This is a genomic window from Streptomyces justiciae, assembly GCF_015163075.1.
Classification (GTDB): domain Bacteria; phylum Actinomycetota; class Actinomycetes; order Streptomycetales; family Streptomycetaceae; genus Streptomyces; species Streptomyces justiciae.
The window spans coordinates 355,474-370,240 of record NZ_JADDXU010000001.1 but is presented as its reverse complement, the minus strand read 5'-3'; the positions used below and the strand labels follow the sequence as shown (position 1 = coordinate 370,240).

Below are 14,767 nucleotides of genomic sequence, written 5' to 3'. Positions count from 1 at the left end.
CCTGTTGACGGTGCGGGCAGCGGGCTCGGCTACATTTCGGCGGCGTGCTGTCCATCAGAGTCCTGGGTCCCCTGGGTGCCGATGTCGCGGGTGCGCCGGTGGAGTTGGGGCCTCCGCGGCAGCGGGCCGTCCTCGCTCTCCTCGTCGCCGCCCGCGGCAGGGTGACGTCCGTCGACCGCATGGTGGACGAGCTGTGGCGCGGGACGCCTCCGGCCAAGGCGACCGTGTCCCTCCAGTCGTACGTGTCGAACCTGCGCCGTGTGCTCGAACCCGGGCGGCCGCCCCGTACACCCGCGTCCGTGCTGGTCTCCGCCGCTCCCGGATACGCCGTGCGGCTGCCCGAGGACACCGTGGACGCCTGGCGCTTCGAGTCCTGGGTGAGCCGCGCCCGTCGCGCGCCCGCGGCGCAGGCCCGGGAGTTGCTGACCGAGGCCCTGAGCTGGTGGCAGGGGCCACCGTTCCTGGAGCACGCGGACGAGACCTGGGCGGTGCCCGAAGCGGCCCGCCTGAACGCGCTGTGCGCGGAGGCCCACGAACTCGCCGTCACCGCCGGTCTGCGCACCGGGCACACCGCCGAGGCCACCCTCGACGCCGAGGCCATGGTCCGCGACCGGCCGCTGCGCGAGGAGGGCTGGCGGCTGCTGGCGCTCGCCCACTGGGCGGGCGGCCGGCGCGCCGACGCGCTCGCCGCGCTGCGCCGGGCGCGCGCGGTCCTGCGCGACGAACTCGGCTGCGACCCCTCACCGGCCCTGACCGACCTGGAACACGCCATCCTCGCCCAACGACTGGAGGTCCTGCGGGCGGCGGTACCGGCATCGCTGCGGACGGTGGCCATAGCTCCCCCGTCCCAGCCTGTCGCACCCCGCGGCGGTCACGACCTCTTCGTCGGCCGGGACGAGGAGCTGCGGGCCCTGGACAGTGCCGCGCAGGCGGCCCGGCACGCCGGAGGTCTGGTGCTGGTCACCGGAGCGGCGGGGGCAGGCAAGTCCGCCCTGCTCGCGCGGCTCACCGACCGCTTGCGCGGCAGCGGTTGGACGGTGGTCGTCGGCCGCTGCCCGGAGGACGAGGGTGCCCCACCGGCCTGGGCCTGGACCGAGGCACTCGGCGCACTCGCGCGGACGGCGCCCCCCGCGCGGCCGGAGGAACTGGCGGCCCTGCTGCGCGAGTCCGACGGCATGGCGAGCACGGACTCGGAGGGCACCACGCCCGCCGGCGACACCCCGGTCCCGTCCTCCACCGCCGCCACCCCCACCACCCGCGACGAGGCCACCGCGGGTCGCTTCCGGCTGCATCGGGCCTTCGTCGGCTGGTTGCGGGAGGCGGCGGGCGGGCGGCCGGTCGCCGTCGTCCTCGAGGACCTGCACCGCGCCGACGGACAGACCCTCGCCCTGCTCGAAGCGGCCGCCGCGATCACCGGGGTGCCGCTGCTCACCGTCGCCTGCTACCGGCCGGCCGAGGTGAACGGGCACCTGGCCAAGAGCCTGGCCCACCTCGCGCCCCGGTTCCCGCACCGGATCACCCTCGGCGGCCTGTCCCGGCGGGACATCGCCACCGTGGTCACCGCGGTCCGCGGCGGGCCCGTGGACGCGGCTACGGTGACGGCGCTCGCCGAGCGCACCGGCGGCAACCCGTTCTACGTGTGGGAGAGCGCGCGTCTGCTGGCCGACGAGGGCGCCCTGGTCGCCGTGTCCGAAGTGCCGCAAGGAGTACGGGACGTGCTGCGCAGGCGGCTCGCCCTGCTGCCCGCCGAAGCGCTCGCGGCCGTACGGCTCGCGGCGGTGGCGGGGCTGGAGTCGGACGTCGCGCTGCTCGCGGATGCGGCCGAGGCGGACGAGGGGACCGTGCTGGCGGGACTCGACGCGGCCGTCGCCGCGGATCTGCTGACCGAGCCGCGGCCGGGGCGGGTGCGGTTCGTGCACGCGCTGGTCCGCGACACCGTGTACACGGACCTGTCCGGCACCCGGCGGGCCCGCCTGCACGACCGGATCGCCGTCGAACTGCGCCGCCACCGACCCGACGATCTGGCCGCGCTGGCCCACCACTTCGCCCGTTCCGGCCGTACGGCGAACGCCCCCCTGGCCGTCGACTACGCGCTGCAGGCCGCCGAGCGGGCCGAGCGGCGGTACGCCCACGACGTGGCCGTAGGACTGATCGAGCAGGCACTGGAGGCGCACACCGGGGCGACCGCCGATCCCGCGGACGATCCGGACGGCACCGTCGCGCTGCTGGTGCGGCTGCTCGGCGTACAGGTGCGGGCCGGTGCCACGGACGCCGCCCGGCGCACCCGGGGGCGGGCGGTCGACCTGGCCGTACGGGCGGGCCGGGACGACCTCGCCGCGGCGGTCTACGGCGGCTGGACCGAACCCTCCCCCTGGCGCAGCCGCCTGGAGGGGTTCCTGGACCGGACCGACCTGGCCCATCTGGAGCGGCTCGCCCGTGACCCCGCGCTGGACGGCCCGACCCGCGCGCGCGTGCTCCAGGTGCTGGCCGACGCGGTGGCGGGCGAGGACGCGCCACGGGCCCTCGACGCGGCACACAGCCAGCTGGCGCTGGCCCGCGCCGACGGCGAACCCCGGCTGCTGGCCTCGGCGTTGATGACGTCCGCGCGGGTGCTGCCGCACGAGGCGCAGGGCACGGCCCGCACCCCGCTCGTCGCCGAACTGCGCGAGCTGGCCCGGGCTCATGACCTGCCCGCCCACCGCTGGGTGTGCGAACACCTCGACGGTCTGACGGCCGCGACCCGCAACGACCCGGACGCGGTACGCCGGCACACCGCCGCCGGACTGGAACTCGCCCACCGCTACCGGATGCGCTGGGCGCAGGGCATCAACGTCGCCACCTCGGCGATGCTGGCCACGGTCGCCGGCCGGTTCGAGGAGGCGGAGGCCCGGTACGCCGAGGCCGAAGGGCTCTTCCAGCGGGTCGGGACGCACCACGCCACGGGGCCGCGCACGCTGGGCCTGTGGACGATCCGGCTCGCGCAGGGCCGGGAGGCGGACATCGAGGCCGATGTCCGTGCGGTGCACGCGGCGGTCGGCGCTCCCGTCGCGGTGGCCCTCGCGCTCGTCCTGGCCCGGCTGGGGCGGCCGGCGGAGGCGCGGGCCGTGGAGCTCCCGGTGCGGCCGGTGACGGATCATCTCTACGGCGTGGAGCTCGACTACCGCAGCCAGCTCGCGGTCCTGCTGGGCGACCGGGACGCCGCCCGCATGCTGATCGGCCATCTGCTGCCCTTGCGGGAGCAGTTCGCCGGGACGGCCGGCGGGGCCTACGCGACGCGTCCCCTGGCCCATGCCCTCGGGGACCTGTACCGGTTCCTCGGCGAGGAGCGGCACGCGGCCGACGCGTACGCCGTGGCCGAGCGCGTCGCCCGCGCGTGGGGGGCGCGGACAGCGCGATCGGACGGCTAGGCGGCGGACCGCTTGTCCCCGGTGAGTACGACGCCGGCGGCGGCCGGCAGCGCGGCGAGCGCCGTGAGCGCGGTGCCGGTCCAGCCGACGGCTTCGAGCAACGGCGCCGCGATCGTCGTACCGACGGCTCCCACCGTGAAGTACAGCACCAGGTACACGCTGCTGAGGCTGCCGCTGCGGGCGGGGTCGAGGGCCATGATCCGGCTCTGGTTGGCCGCCTGGGCGGCGAACGCGCCCGCGTCGAAGAGGGCCAGTCCGAGGGCGGTGACCAGAGGGTTGCCGAGGCCGGTGGCGAGCAGGGCGGTGCCGGTCGCGGCGGTGGCCAGCGAGGCCGTGATCACCGTACGGGGGCTGTGGCGGTCGGCGAGGCGGCCGGTGACCGGCAGGGAGACGAAGCCGAGGAGGCCCGCCAGGCTGTAGAGGCCGATGGCGGTGGGGTCGAGGGAGTACGGCGGGCGGCCGAGGGCCAGGGCGAGGGCGACCCAGATCAGGTTGAAGGCGAGGTACCACAGGCCTCCCGCGGCCACCGCCCGGCGCAGGCCGGGGAGTTGGCGCAGGAGACGGGGCAGTGCTCGGAGCGCGGCCGGGTACGTGCCGCGCGCGGGCGGCCGTTCGGCCGGCAGCAGCCTGACGGCGGCGGTCGCGCACAGCAGTACGGCGGTGGCGAAGACCAGCAGCATGGCCCGCCAGCCGAGGGCGTCCGCGAGGGCTCCGCCCACGAGGCGGCTGAGCAGGATGCCGGCCGACATCCCGGCGGCGACGCCGGCCACGGCACGCGCGCGGCGTCCGTGCGGGGCGAGGCGGCCCGCGATGGTGCCGGCCTGCGCGGCGACGCCGGCCGTGGCACCGACGAGGAGGTAGGCGGCGAGCAGGACGCCCGCGCCGGGGGCGGCCGCGGCCAGGGTGAGGGCGGCGGCGAGGGCGGTGAGCTGGGCGGCCAGCAGACGGTTGGGCGCCACGCGGTCGGCCAGTGGGAGCAGCAGCACGAAGCCGGTCATGCAGCCGAGGAGGGCGGCGGTGGGCACGAGGCCGATGACCGACAGCGGGACGTGGAGCTGGGCGGCGATGTCGGTGAGCGCGGGCTGGATCGCGTAGTTGTTGGCGATCGCGGTGCCGGCGACGACGGCGAGCAGCAAGGTACGGCCCCGGCGGCCGGGCTCCGGTACCGAGGGCGGGGGCCCCGGGACGGCGGTGCCGCGGGGGGCCGTCGATGCGCGGCGCCCGGTGAGTCGTATCGGCCGCCTCACGGCTGCTGGTGCCGGGCCCGGACGACGACGTAACGGCATTCCGTGTCGGTGTCGTTGGCGAAGATGCGCGGGACCGGTTCGCCGAGCTCGATGGTGTCGCCGGGGTGGAGCTCGTGCACCTGGCCGCCGTCGTGGAAGGTCAGTTGCCCGTCGAGGACCCACACCAGCCCCCGGATGAACGCGTACGCCCCCGCCGGGTAAGGGACTCGCGCGCCGGCGGGCAGACGGATCTCGGCGATGTCCGTGGGGAAGCGGGGGGTGGTGATCTGGCGGCGCCGGTAACCCGTCTCGGGGTCGCGCCATTCGGGCGCGTCGGCCTGCCGGCGCACGCGCTCCTCGTCGGTCGCGGTCTCGCCCTCCGGCGACGCCAGCAGCGACGCCACGCTGAGCTGGAACGCGGCCGACAGCTTGCCGAGGACGACCGCCGTGGGGCTGCTCTCCTCCCGTTCGATCCGGCTGATCATCGCCTGGGAGACGCCGGAGGCCTCGGCGAGCTGGGCCAGGGTCCAGCGGCGGCGCTCCCGCTCGGCACGCACGCGTGCGGCGATCTGGCGGACCAGCGGATCTACTATGTTGGACATGAATCCAATATACGAGAAGGCCGCCACCGGGGTGACCGTACGTCCGGCACTTCCCGGGGACGCCGAGGCCGTCCGGGACATCCGCAATCACGCGATCGAGCACTCCACGGCCCTGTGGACGGACCGGACGCTGTCCGCCGCGGAGGGGGCGGACTGGCTGGCCGCCCATCTGGAGCGCGGCTCCGCGTTCGTCGCCGAGGCCGACGGCGAGGTGGTGGGCTTCGCGACCTACGGACCGTGGCGCGAGAAGGAGGGCTACCGCCACACCGTGGAGAACTCGGTCTACGTCCGTGAGGGGCGGCACGGTCTGGGCATCGGGTCCGCCCTGCTGGCCGCCGTCATCGACTCGGCCCGGGCCGCAGGTCACCACGTGATGGTCGCCGGCATCGAGGCCGGGAACGCCGCGTCGATCCGGCTGCACGAGCGGTACGGGTTCGAGCACGCGGGGACGGTCCGGGAGGTCGGGATCAAGTTCGGGCGGTGGCTGGACCTGACGATCATGCGGTTGCCGCTCTCCTGAGCATCCTTCATCACGATCCGGTCTCGGGATGTGGTTGAGGGCTTGATTAATCGCCGTGTAATCGATTCCAATCCTCCGTACACGCCGATGTAATCGATTCCATGAACCGGTTGCACGGCTGCACACGATCGATCCACGAGGAGGTGGAACGGCGATGGCGAGCATCAAGGACGTCGCTGCCGAGGCGGGGGTTTCCGTCGCCACGGTGTCGCGCGTCCTGAACGACCATCCGTCGGTCAGCGCCGACGCACGCACCCGCGTGCTGGCCGCCGTAGAGGCACTGGGCTACCGCCCGAACGCCGTCGCCCGTTCGCTGCGCACCGACCAGACCCGCACCCTCGGCCTGGTCATCAGCGACGTGCTCAACCCGTACTTCACCGAACTGGCCCGCTCCGTCGAGGAGGAGGCCCGCGCGCTCGGCTACAGCGTCATCATCGGCAACGCCGACGAGCGGCCCGACCTCCAGGACCACCACGTACGGACCCTGCTGGACCGCCGTATCGACGGCCTCCTGGTCTCCCCCACCGACGGCGGCTCCCCGCTGATGCTGGACGCCGCGCGCGCGGGGACGCCGATGGTCTTCGTGGACCGGTGGATCCCGGGCGTGGACGTGCCGGTGGTCAGGGCCGACGGACGGGCCGCCGTCCGGGACCTCGTGGCGCATCTGCACGCGCTCGGGCACCGCCGGCTCGCGATCATCGCGGGCCCCGCCGCCACCACCACCGGCAGCGAGCGCGTCGAGGCCTTCCGCGAGGCCCTCGCCGAGTACGGCATCCCGCTCCCGGAGGCCTACATAGGGCAGGGCGACTTCCAGGCCGAGAGCGGGCGGCGGGTCACCGAGGGCTTCCTCGACCTGCCCGAGCCGCCCGAGGTCGTGTTCGCCGCGGACAACCTGATGGCGCTCGGCGCGCTGGACGCCGTACGCGCGCGTGGGCTGCGGGTCCCCGAAGACCTCGCGCTCGCCGCGTTCGACGACATCCGGTGGTTCGTGCACACCGATCCGCCGATCACCGCGATCGCCCAGCCCACGGGCGAGCTGGGGCGGGCCGCCGTGCGCGCGCTCGTCGACCGCATCGAGGGCCGGGAGCCACGGTCCGTCACCCTCCCCGCCCGTCTCGTCGTACGCCGCTCGTGCGGCGAGCAACCGGCTTCCCCCGAGCCGGACCCCGTACAGAACAGGAGCACGTCGTGAGCGACCCGGACGAGTTGCTGCGCATCGAAGGCATCCGGAAGACCTTCCCGGGCGTGGTCGCGCTGGACGGCGTCGACTTCGACCTGCGCCGGGGCGAGGTGCATGTCCTCCTCGGTGAGAACGGCGCGGGCAAGAGCACCCTCATCAAGATGCTCTCCGGCGCCTACACGCCCGACGAGGGCCGCATCCTGGCCGGCGGCGAGGAGGTGCGCATCCATGGCGCCCAGGACTCCGAGCGCCTCGGGATCGCCACCATCTACCAGGAGTTCAACCTCGTCCCCGATCTGACGGTCGCCGAGAACATCTTCCTGGGCCGCCAGCCGCGCCGCCTCGGCATGATCGACCGCAAGCGGATGGAGGCCGACGCCGAGGTCCTGCTCGCGCGCGTGGGTGTCAACGTCTCGCCCCGCGCGCGGGTGCGTGAACTCGGCATCGCGCGCCTGCAGATGGTCGAGATCGCCAAGGCGCTGAGCCTGAACGCGCGCGTGCTGATCATGGACGAGCCGACCGCGGTGCTCACCTCCGAGGAGGTGGAGAAGCTCTTCGCGATCGTGCGCACGCTGCGCGAGGACGGCGTCGGGATCGTCTTCATCACGCACCACCTGGAGGAGATCGCGGCCCTGGGCGACCGGGTCACGGTCATCCGGGACGGCAGGTCGGTCGGCCAGGTGCCCGCCTCGACGCCCGAGGACGAGCTCGTACGGCTCATGGTCGGGCGGTCCATCGAGCAGCAGTACCCGCGCGAACAGCCCGAGAAGGGCGCCGCGTTGCTGACCGTCGAGGGGCTCACCCGGGACGGCGTCTTCCACGACGTGTCCTTCGAGGTGCACGCCGGTGAGGTCGTCGGCATCGCGGGGCTGGTCGGCGCCGGGCGTACGGAGGTGGTGCGCGCGGTGTTCGGCGCGGACCCGTACGACAAGGGCGCGGTGAAGGTCGCCGGGGCCGCGCTGCGGCGGCACGACGTCAACGCGGCCATGGCGGCGGGCATCGGGCTGATCCCCGAGGACCGCAAGGGCCAGGGGCTGGTCCTTGACGCGTCCGTCGAGGAGAACCTCGGTCTGGTGACGCTGCGTTCGGCCACGCGCGCGGGGCTCGTCGATCTCAAGGGGCAGCGGGAGGCCGCCGCCCGGATCGCCGGGCAGCTGGGCGTGCGGATGGCCGGACTGGGCCAGCACGTACGGACGTTGTCCGGCGGCAACCAGCAGAAGGTCGTCATCGGCAAGTGGCTGCTCGCCGACACCAAGGTGCTGATCCTCGACGAGCCGACGCGCGGCATCGACGTCGGCGCGAAGGTCGAGATCTACCAGCTGATCAACGAACTGACGGCCGCGGGCGCCGCCGTCCTGATGATCTCCAGCGATCTGCCGGAGGTCCTCGGCATGAGCGACCGGGTCCTGGTCATGGCCCAGGGCCGGATCGCCGGTGAACTCCCGGCCGCGGAAGCCACCCAGGACGCCGTGATGGCGCTCGCCGTCAGCAACCCCACCACGCTTGAGAAGGAGGCCCCCCGTGGCCACTGACACGCTCAAGAGCACGACGGGCGCCTCAGGGCTGCGCCGGCTGCTCCTCGACAACGGCGCGCTGACCGCGCTGATCGTCCTCGTCATCGCGATGTCGGCACTGTCCGGCGACTTCCTGACCACCGACAACCTGCTGAACGTCGGCGTCCAGGCGGCCGTGACCGCCATCCTCGCCTTCGGCGTGACCTTCGTGATCGTCTCGGCGGGCATCGACCTGTCGGTCGGCTCGGTCGCCGCCCTGTCGGCCACCGTCCTCGCCTGGAGCGCCACTTCGGAGGGCATGCCGGTCGTCCTGGCCGTACTGCTCGCGATCGCGACCGGCATAGCGTGCGGTCTGGTCAACGGCTTCCTGATCTCGTACGGCAAACTGCCGCCGTTCATCGCGACGCTCGCCATGCTGTCGGTGGCGCGCGGTCTGTCGCTGGTGATCTCGCAGGGCTCCCCGATCGCGTTCCCGTCCTCGATCTCGCACCTCGGTGACACGCTCGGCGGCTGGCTGCCGGTGCCCGTGCTGGTGATGGTCGGCATGGGGCTGATCACGGCGTTCGTGCTCGGGCGGACGTACATCGGGCGTTCGATGTACGCGATCGGCGGCAATGAGGAGGCAGCCCGCCTCTCCGGTCTCCGCGTGAAGAAGCAGAAGCTCGCGATCTACGCGTTCTCGGGCCTGTTCGCCGCCGCGGCCGGCATCGTGCTGGCCGCCCGGCTCTCCTCCGCGCAGCCGCAGGCCGCGCAGGGCTACGAGTTGGACGCGATCGCGGCGGTGGTCATCGGTGGCGCGTCGCTGGCCGGTGGTACGGGCAAGGCGTCCGGGACGCTGATCGGCGCGCTGATCCTCGCGGTGCTCAGGAACGGCCTCAACCTCCTCTCCGTGTCGGCGTTCTGGCAGCAGGTCGTCATCGGTGTCGTCATCGCGCTGGCGGTGCTGCTCGACACGGTCCGCCGCAAGGCGGGGGCGACGCCGGTCGCGGCCGGGACGGGCGGCAACAAGGGCAAGCAGGCGGCGACTTATGTACTCGCGGCTGTCGTCGCGGCGGCGATCGTCGGCGCCACGTCCCTCCTCCACAGCGGCACCTCGGAGGCGAAGAGCCAGAAGATCGGTCTGTCGCTGTCGACCCTCAACAACCCGTTCTTCGTGCAGATCCGCGCCGGTGCGCAGGCCGAGGCGAAGAAGCTCGGCGTGGACCTGACGGTCACCGACGCGCAGAACGACGCCTCTCAGCAGGCCAACCAGCTCCAGAACTTCACCAGTGAGGGCCTCGGCACGATCATCGTCAACGCCGTCGACTCCGACGCGGTGACCCCGGCGGCGAAGGGCGTCAACAAGGCGGGCATCCCGCTGGTCGCCGTCGACCGCGCGGTCAACAACGCGGACACCGCCGCCCTCGTCGCCTCCGACAACGTGGCGGGCGGCAAGCTCGCCGCCAAGGACCTCGCCGAGAAGCTGGGCGGCAAGGGGAAGATCGTCGTGCTGCAGGGCCAGGCCGGCACCTCCGCCAGCCGGGAGCGCGGCGCCGGCTTCACCGAGGGGCTCAAGGCCTACCCGGGCATCGAGGTGGTCGCCAAGCAGCCCGCCGACTGGGACCGCACCAAGGGCCTGGACGTCATGACCAACCTGCTCCAGGCCAACCCGGACATCGACGGGGTCTTCGCCGAGAACGACGAGATGGCGCTCGGCGCGATCAAGGCGCTCGGTTCCAAGGCCGGAAAGTCCGTCCAGGTGATCGGCTTCGACGGAACCGAGGACGGTCTGAAGGCCGTCAAGGCAGGCACGCTGTACGCGTCGGTGGCGCAGCAGCCGGCGGAACTGGGCAGGATCGCCGTGCAGAACGCGGTGAAGGTGGCCGAGGGCGGCAAGGTCGAGAAGTCGGTGATGGTGCCGGTGAAGGTGGTCACGAAGGAGAACGTGGCCGACTTCGCGGGCTGAGACGAGCGGGGTGGGCGGTTCCTTGCGGGGACTCCCCGGAGGCCGTTCGGGGATCTCTCCGGAGACCTTTCAAGGGCCGCTCACCCGAAGTCACTTACTAGGGGAGCTACTTCATGTACGACTACGACCTCCTGGTCGTAGGGTCGGCCAACGCCGACCTGGTGATCGGTGTCGAGCGCCGGCCGGCGGCCGGGGAGACCGTGCTCGGCTCCGACCTGGCCGTCCACCCGGGTGGCAAGGGCGCGAACCAGGCGGTCGCGGCCGCCCGGCTGGGCGCGAGCACGGCCCTGCTGGCCCGGGTCGGCGACGACGGGCACGGCCGGCTGCTGCTGGACTCGCTGCGCTCGGCCGGCGTCGACACGGTGGGCGTGCTGGTCGGCGGGGCGCCGACGGGGGTCGCGCTGATCACGGTGGACCCGTCGGGCGACAACAGCATCGTGGTGTCGCCGGGTGCGAACGGCCGTCTCACGCCGGAGGACGTGCGGGCCGCGGGCAGTCTGTTCCACGCCTCGCGGGTGGTGTCGGCGCAGTTGGAGATCCCGTTGGAGACGGTCGTGGCGGTGGCGTCGAGCCTGGCGCCGGACAGCCGTTTCGTGCTGAACCCCTCTCCGCCGCGTCCGCTGCCCGCCGTGCTGCTGGCGGCCTGTGACCCGCTGATCGTCAACGAGCACGAGGCGAAGGTCATCCTGGGCGACTCGGCGATCGGGGACGACCCGGAGGACTGGGCGCGCATCCTGCTGGCGAAGGGCCCGCGGTCGGTGGTCGTGACCCTGGGCGCGGAAGGCGCGCTGGTGGCGTCCAAGGACGGTGTGCGCCGGGTGGCGTCGGTCAAGGTCGACGCGGTGGACACGACGGGCGCGGGCGACGCGTTCACGGCGGCGCTGGCCTACCGGCTGGGCACGGGGGCGTCCCTGGAGGAGGCGGCGGCGTACGCGGCCCGGGTCGGGGCGGCGGCGGTGACGAAGGAGGGCGCGCAGGATTCCTTCCCGACGGCGGCGGAGGTCGACGCGCTGTGAAGAAGGCGGGAATCCTGAACCGTCATCTGTCCGGCGCGCTGGCCGAGTTGGGGCACGGTGACGGGGTGCTGGTGTGCGACGCCGGCATGCCGATACCCGACGGTCCCCGGGTGGTGGACCTCGCCTTCCGGGCGGGGGTGCCGTCCTTCGCGGAGGTGCTGGAGGGGCTGCTGGCGGAGCTGGTGGTGGAGGGGGCGACGGCGGCTTCCGAGGTGCGGGAGGCGAATCCGGCGGCGGCGGAGCTGCTGGGCGGGACCTTCCCCGACGTGCAGTTCGTCTCCCATGAACGGCTCAAGGAGCTGTCGGCGGGAGCGCGGCTCGTCGTACGGACGGGCGAGGCGCGGCCCTACGCGAATGTGCTGCTGCGCTGTGGGGTGTTCTTCTGAACCCGCGCTGAATGCTTCGAGGGGGCCTGGTCCGTCGACCAGGCCCCCTCGGTCTTTCCCCCTCCAGATCAGAACCCCCGCGATCCCCCCAGATCCCCTCCCCAGAAGTCCTGATGCCAAGTACGACTCGGCAGGTGGGGGGAGGGTTGTACGGCCGACGGAATTTTTTTCAGGGCGATGGCCGGGGGCCGCGTTTCAGGTAGCGGACCAGGGCGTCCAGCTGATCGTGGGCCGGGGCCGCCGCCGGGCTGGGGTCGATGCGGTAGTAGGTGGCGGAGGCGGAACCCGGGAAGACGGGCAGGTCGTCCCTGCCGTACGGGGGCAGGATGACGCGGATGACGCGCTTGACCCACGTCTGCGGATTCTCGTACACCTCGTCCAGGACGTAACTGCCCTCCCAGGTCACGCCGAGGCCGACCCCTCCCCTCCGCCGTTGCTCCGCCCGGACCCGGTATTCGGGGGAAGCCACGGTGAGGATGTAGTCGGCCGCGTCGAGTTCCTCCTGCATCCACAGCCGCCAGATCTGCGGTTCCTGGGCGGCCTCGTGGTCCGTGCGCGCGTTGATGCCCCGCCGCTTCAGCAGGTCGGCCAGGGCGAGGACGCTGTCCGCGTGGCCGGGCTGGGCGTCGGCATGGGCGTAGGAGAGGAAGACGCGTGGGCCGGATGGGGGCGGCGCCGCCGAGGGGCTCGCGCTGCGGGGGCCGGGGACGGTGTGGGCCGCAGGGAACGCCTGGGGTGGTGCCGGGCGGTCGGTCGCGGGCAGGTCCGGCGGTCGGTTCTTGTAGCCGGCGCACACCCGCTCGGCCAGTTCCTGGAGGGCCGTGGCGTACTCCCCGGAGTTCCAGCCCAGGTCGTCGATGACGGTGAACAGGCCCTTGCGGGCGTAGACGTCGTGGGGGTCGGTGAGCACCGGCGCCCGGGGCAGGCCGGCCGGGGGCTCGGCCGGAAGCCAGCGCACGAGCACCGGGGTCACGGCCGGGGCCGGGCCCCGCTGCGCCGGGACGAATCCCAGCCGGTGCTGGAAGAGCGCCAGGTCCTGGCGGCAGCCGGGATCGGCGTAATACGACGGCGAGCAGAGCGCGACCAGGACGCCGGTCCGGGCGACGAGGTCGCTGTTCGCCGACCCACGTCCGCCACGGCATATCTCCGTGACGACCTCGTGCCCGCTGCGGTCCCGGACCGCTCGCGTCAGATCGCCGTGGAACCGCCACACATAGTTTTCGTTCTCCGCCTGCGCGAAACTGGTGATGAAGAAGTTCGACATGGGCTGCCCCCTCCACTCCCCTGTGCCCCGTGGCATCCCAGGCCACCCCAAGGGCCGCCTGATGTTGGCCAGTTGAGACCTCGCCCGTGGTCAGCGGTTCTGCGTACGTTGGGTGGGGGACGTCTGCGAGAGCCATGCCGCCGATGGTCGCGGCCCGAAAGACGCACCGGCCCCCTGGAGTTGATCGGGGGGTCAGGGTGGAAGAGCTGTCGCGGTACGGGGAATCTGTCGGGGGCGTCGTATGTCCACCCGTTCGGCCATGGGGTGACAGTACGGCATTCGGCGAGCCGGGTGACAGGTATCAGGGACCTACGTGGAACGACACTTCCCCACCCACAATTCCTTGGCCAAAGCCTATTGTTTCGGTGACGCCGGAAGGGCGGACCCGACTGAAGGCGTTCGACCAATTCGTCGTCAAACTCCACAGCCGCTGCAATCTGGCCTGTGATTACTGCTACGTCTACGAATTACAGGACACCGGATGGCGGGAGCGTCCGCGGACCATGCCCGAGGCGGTGCGCGAACGCCTCCTGGAGCGGATCGCGGAGCATGTGCGTCAACATCGGCCCTCCCACGTTCAGGTGGCGTTGCACGGCGGTGAGCCGCTGCTCGCCGGCCGGGACGTGATCGCCCGGTTCAGCGCGGCCGCCCGGCGGGTCGTCGCCGCGGCGGGAGCCGAGGCCGAGATCGTCCTGCAGACCAACGGCGTCCTGCTCGACGAGCCGACCCTGGAGACGCTGCTGCGCCAGGGCATCCGAGTCGGCGTCAGCCTGGACGGCGACGAGCGCAGCCATGACCGGCACCGGCGCGGCCCGGCGGGCGGCCGGCACCGGGGCAGCCACGCACGGGTGACCGCGGGGCTCGCCCGGCTGACCGGTCCGCGCTACCGGCACCTGTTCGCCGGGCTGCTGTGCGTGGTGGACCCGGCGGCGGGCGACGCGGCCGACGTCTTCGACGCCCTCGTCGATCACGCCCCGCCGGCCGTCGATTTCCTTCTGCCCTACGGGAGTTGGGACCATCCGGCGCCGGGCGCCGGCAGCGGCGCCTACGGACGGTGGCTGTGCGCGGCCTTCGACCGCTGGTGGGCCTCCGGGCGTCCGACACGGGTCCGGCTCTTCGAGTCGATCATGGCCGAGTGCCAGTACGGTGCCGGCAGCAGCAGCGAAGTCATCGGAACGCTGCCCGCCGCCGCCGTGGTCGTCGAGTCGGACGGGTCGATCACCTGGGCGGGGTCGCTGAACGCCGTCGCGGACGGTGCCGCACAGACCGGAGGAACGATATTCAGCCACTCCTTCGATGCCGTGCTGTCCCTTCCCGGGGCACCGGAGCACGGCGTGGCAGCTCTGTGTCGCACGTGCCGCGAGTGCCCCCTGGTGACCGTCTGCGGCGCCGGACTCCGTGCTCACCGCCACGGCCGCGGACGGGGCTTCGCCAACCCCTCGGTGTATTGCAGGGACCTCTCCCTGCTCATACGACACATCCAGACAAGAGTGAAAGGAAGCTGACAGGTTTTCCGGAAACGGGGCGCACACAGGGGCGCCGACCAGCGCGAATGACGAACGCTTCACTCTCTGTTGAGCGAGAGGAGACCTGATGTCGAGTTTTCCGGGGCTCGGCGAGGGCAAAAACTCCTATGCTAGAGCTCAATTGACGTTGCCGCACAAGCATGCCGAAGTCGCTGCGCACGCCGATGTCGATGTGGGGCTA

At 72.7% G+C, this 14,767-nt stretch carries 11 protein-coding genes; 8 read left to right on the top strand and 3 right to left on the bottom strand.

Annotated features, from left to right (window positions below; genetic code table 11):
- Positions 1 to 44 precede the first annotated feature (44 nt).
- Complete coding sequence (locus IQ210_RS01675) at positions 45 to 3,407, top strand: BTAD domain-containing putative transcriptional regulator (RefSeq protein WP_256781006.1); 3,363 nt, start codon at positions 45 to 47, stop codon at positions 3,405 to 3,407.
- Here IQ210_RS01675 and IQ210_RS01670 read toward each other — a convergent pair.
- Positions 3,404 to 4,543 carry an MFS transporter gene (locus IQ210_RS01670; RefSeq protein WP_228046685.1) on the bottom strand — a complete coding sequence of 380 codons (1,140 nt, stop codon included), beginning with the start codon at positions 4,541 to 4,543 and terminating at the stop codon, positions 3,404 to 3,406. The genes IQ210_RS01675 and IQ210_RS01670 overlap by 4 nt on opposite strands.
- A 107-nt stretch (positions 4,544 to 4,650) precedes the next feature.
- On the bottom strand, positions 4,651 to 5,235 hold the full coding sequence (locus IQ210_RS01665; protein WP_194075984.1) for a helix-turn-helix domain-containing protein: 585 nt from the start codon (positions 5,233 to 5,235) through the stop codon (positions 4,651 to 4,653).
- Between IQ210_RS01665 and IQ210_RS01660 the strand changes: the two genes are divergently transcribed.
- From IQ210_RS01660 to rbsD, 6 genes are all read left to right on the top strand, one after another.
- Positions 5,234 to 5,755, top strand: a complete 522-nt coding sequence (locus IQ210_RS01660; RefSeq protein WP_194075982.1) for a GNAT family N-acetyltransferase — start codon at positions 5,234 to 5,236, stop codon at positions 5,753 to 5,755. The genes IQ210_RS01665 and IQ210_RS01660 overlap by 2 nt on opposite strands.
- A 154-nt stretch (positions 5,756 to 5,909) precedes the next feature.
- Positions 5,910 to 6,947 (top strand): LacI family DNA-binding transcriptional regulator, encoded by a 1,038-nt coding sequence (locus IQ210_RS01655; RefSeq protein ID WP_194075980.1) that lies wholly within the window; start codon positions 5,910 to 5,912, stop codon positions 6,945 to 6,947.
- A complete protein-coding gene (locus IQ210_RS01650) occupies positions 6,944 to 8,467 on the top strand; it encodes a sugar ABC transporter ATP-binding protein (RefSeq protein ID WP_194075979.1) in 1,524 nt (507 codons plus the stop codon). The genes IQ210_RS01655 and IQ210_RS01650 overlap by 4 nt, the downstream gene beginning before the upstream one ends.
- On the top strand, positions 8,457 to 10,394 hold the full coding sequence (locus IQ210_RS01645; RefSeq protein ID WP_194075978.1) for an ABC transporter permease/substrate-binding protein: 1,938 nt from the start codon (positions 8,457 to 8,459) through the stop codon (positions 10,392 to 10,394). The genes IQ210_RS01650 and IQ210_RS01645 overlap by 11 nt, the downstream gene beginning before the upstream one ends.
- Positions 10,395 to 10,507: 113 nt before the next feature.
- Positions 10,508 to 11,410 (top strand): ribokinase, encoded by a 903-nt coding sequence (locus IQ210_RS01640; protein ID WP_194075977.1) that lies wholly within the window; start codon positions 10,508 to 10,510, stop codon positions 11,408 to 11,410.
- Positions 11,407 to 11,796: a D-ribose pyranase gene (rbsD, locus tag IQ210_RS01635; protein WP_194075976.1), complete on the top strand. Its 390-nt coding sequence runs from the start codon at positions 11,407 to 11,409 to the stop codon at positions 11,794 to 11,796. Before IQ210_RS01640 ends, rbsD begins: the two co-directional genes overlap by 4 nt.
- Before the next feature lie 169 nt (positions 11,797 to 11,965).
- Here rbsD and IQ210_RS47815 read toward each other — a convergent pair whose 3' ends face one another.
- Entirely contained in the window at positions 11,966 to 13,060 is a 1,095-nt protein-coding gene (locus IQ210_RS47815; RefSeq protein WP_194075968.1) for a toll/interleukin-1 receptor domain-containing protein, read from the bottom strand.
- A 134-nt stretch (positions 13,061 to 13,194) separates the two neighbouring features.
- Between IQ210_RS47815 and IQ210_RS01625 the strand changes: the two genes are divergently transcribed.
- Entirely contained in the window at positions 13,195 to 14,565 is a 1,371-nt protein-coding gene (locus IQ210_RS01625; RefSeq protein ID WP_322656296.1) for an FxsB family cyclophane-forming radical SAM/SPASM peptide maturase, read from the top strand.
- Positions 14,566 to 14,767: the final 202 nt, after the last annotated feature.

What these genes read in the sequence shown, in the direction of transcription:
- IQ210_RS01660 (WP_194075982.1), top strand. Translation starts at nt 5,234, where the DNA reads ATGAATCCAATATACGAGAAGGCCGCCACCGGGGTGACCGTACGTCCG.
- IQ210_RS47815 (WP_194075968.1), bottom strand. Translation starts at nt 13,060, where the DNA reads ATGTCGAACTTCTTCATCACCAGTTTCGCGCAGGCGGAGAACGAAAAC.
- IQ210_RS01640 (WP_194075977.1), top strand. Translation starts at nt 10,508, where the DNA reads ATGTACGACTACGACCTCCTGGTCGTAGGGTCGGCCAACGCCGACCTG.
- IQ210_RS01655 (WP_194075980.1), top strand. Translation starts at nt 5,910, where the DNA reads ATGGCGAGCATCAAGGACGTCGCTGCCGAGGCGGGGGTTTCCGTCGCC.
- IQ210_RS01625 (WP_322656296.1), top strand. Translation starts at nt 13,195, where the DNA reads ATGCCGCCGATGGTCGCGGCCCGAAAGACGCACCGGCCCCCTGGAGTT.
- IQ210_RS01665 (WP_194075984.1), bottom strand. Translation starts at nt 5,235, where the DNA reads ATGTCCAACATAGTAGATCCGCTGGTCCGCCAGATCGCCGCACGCGTG.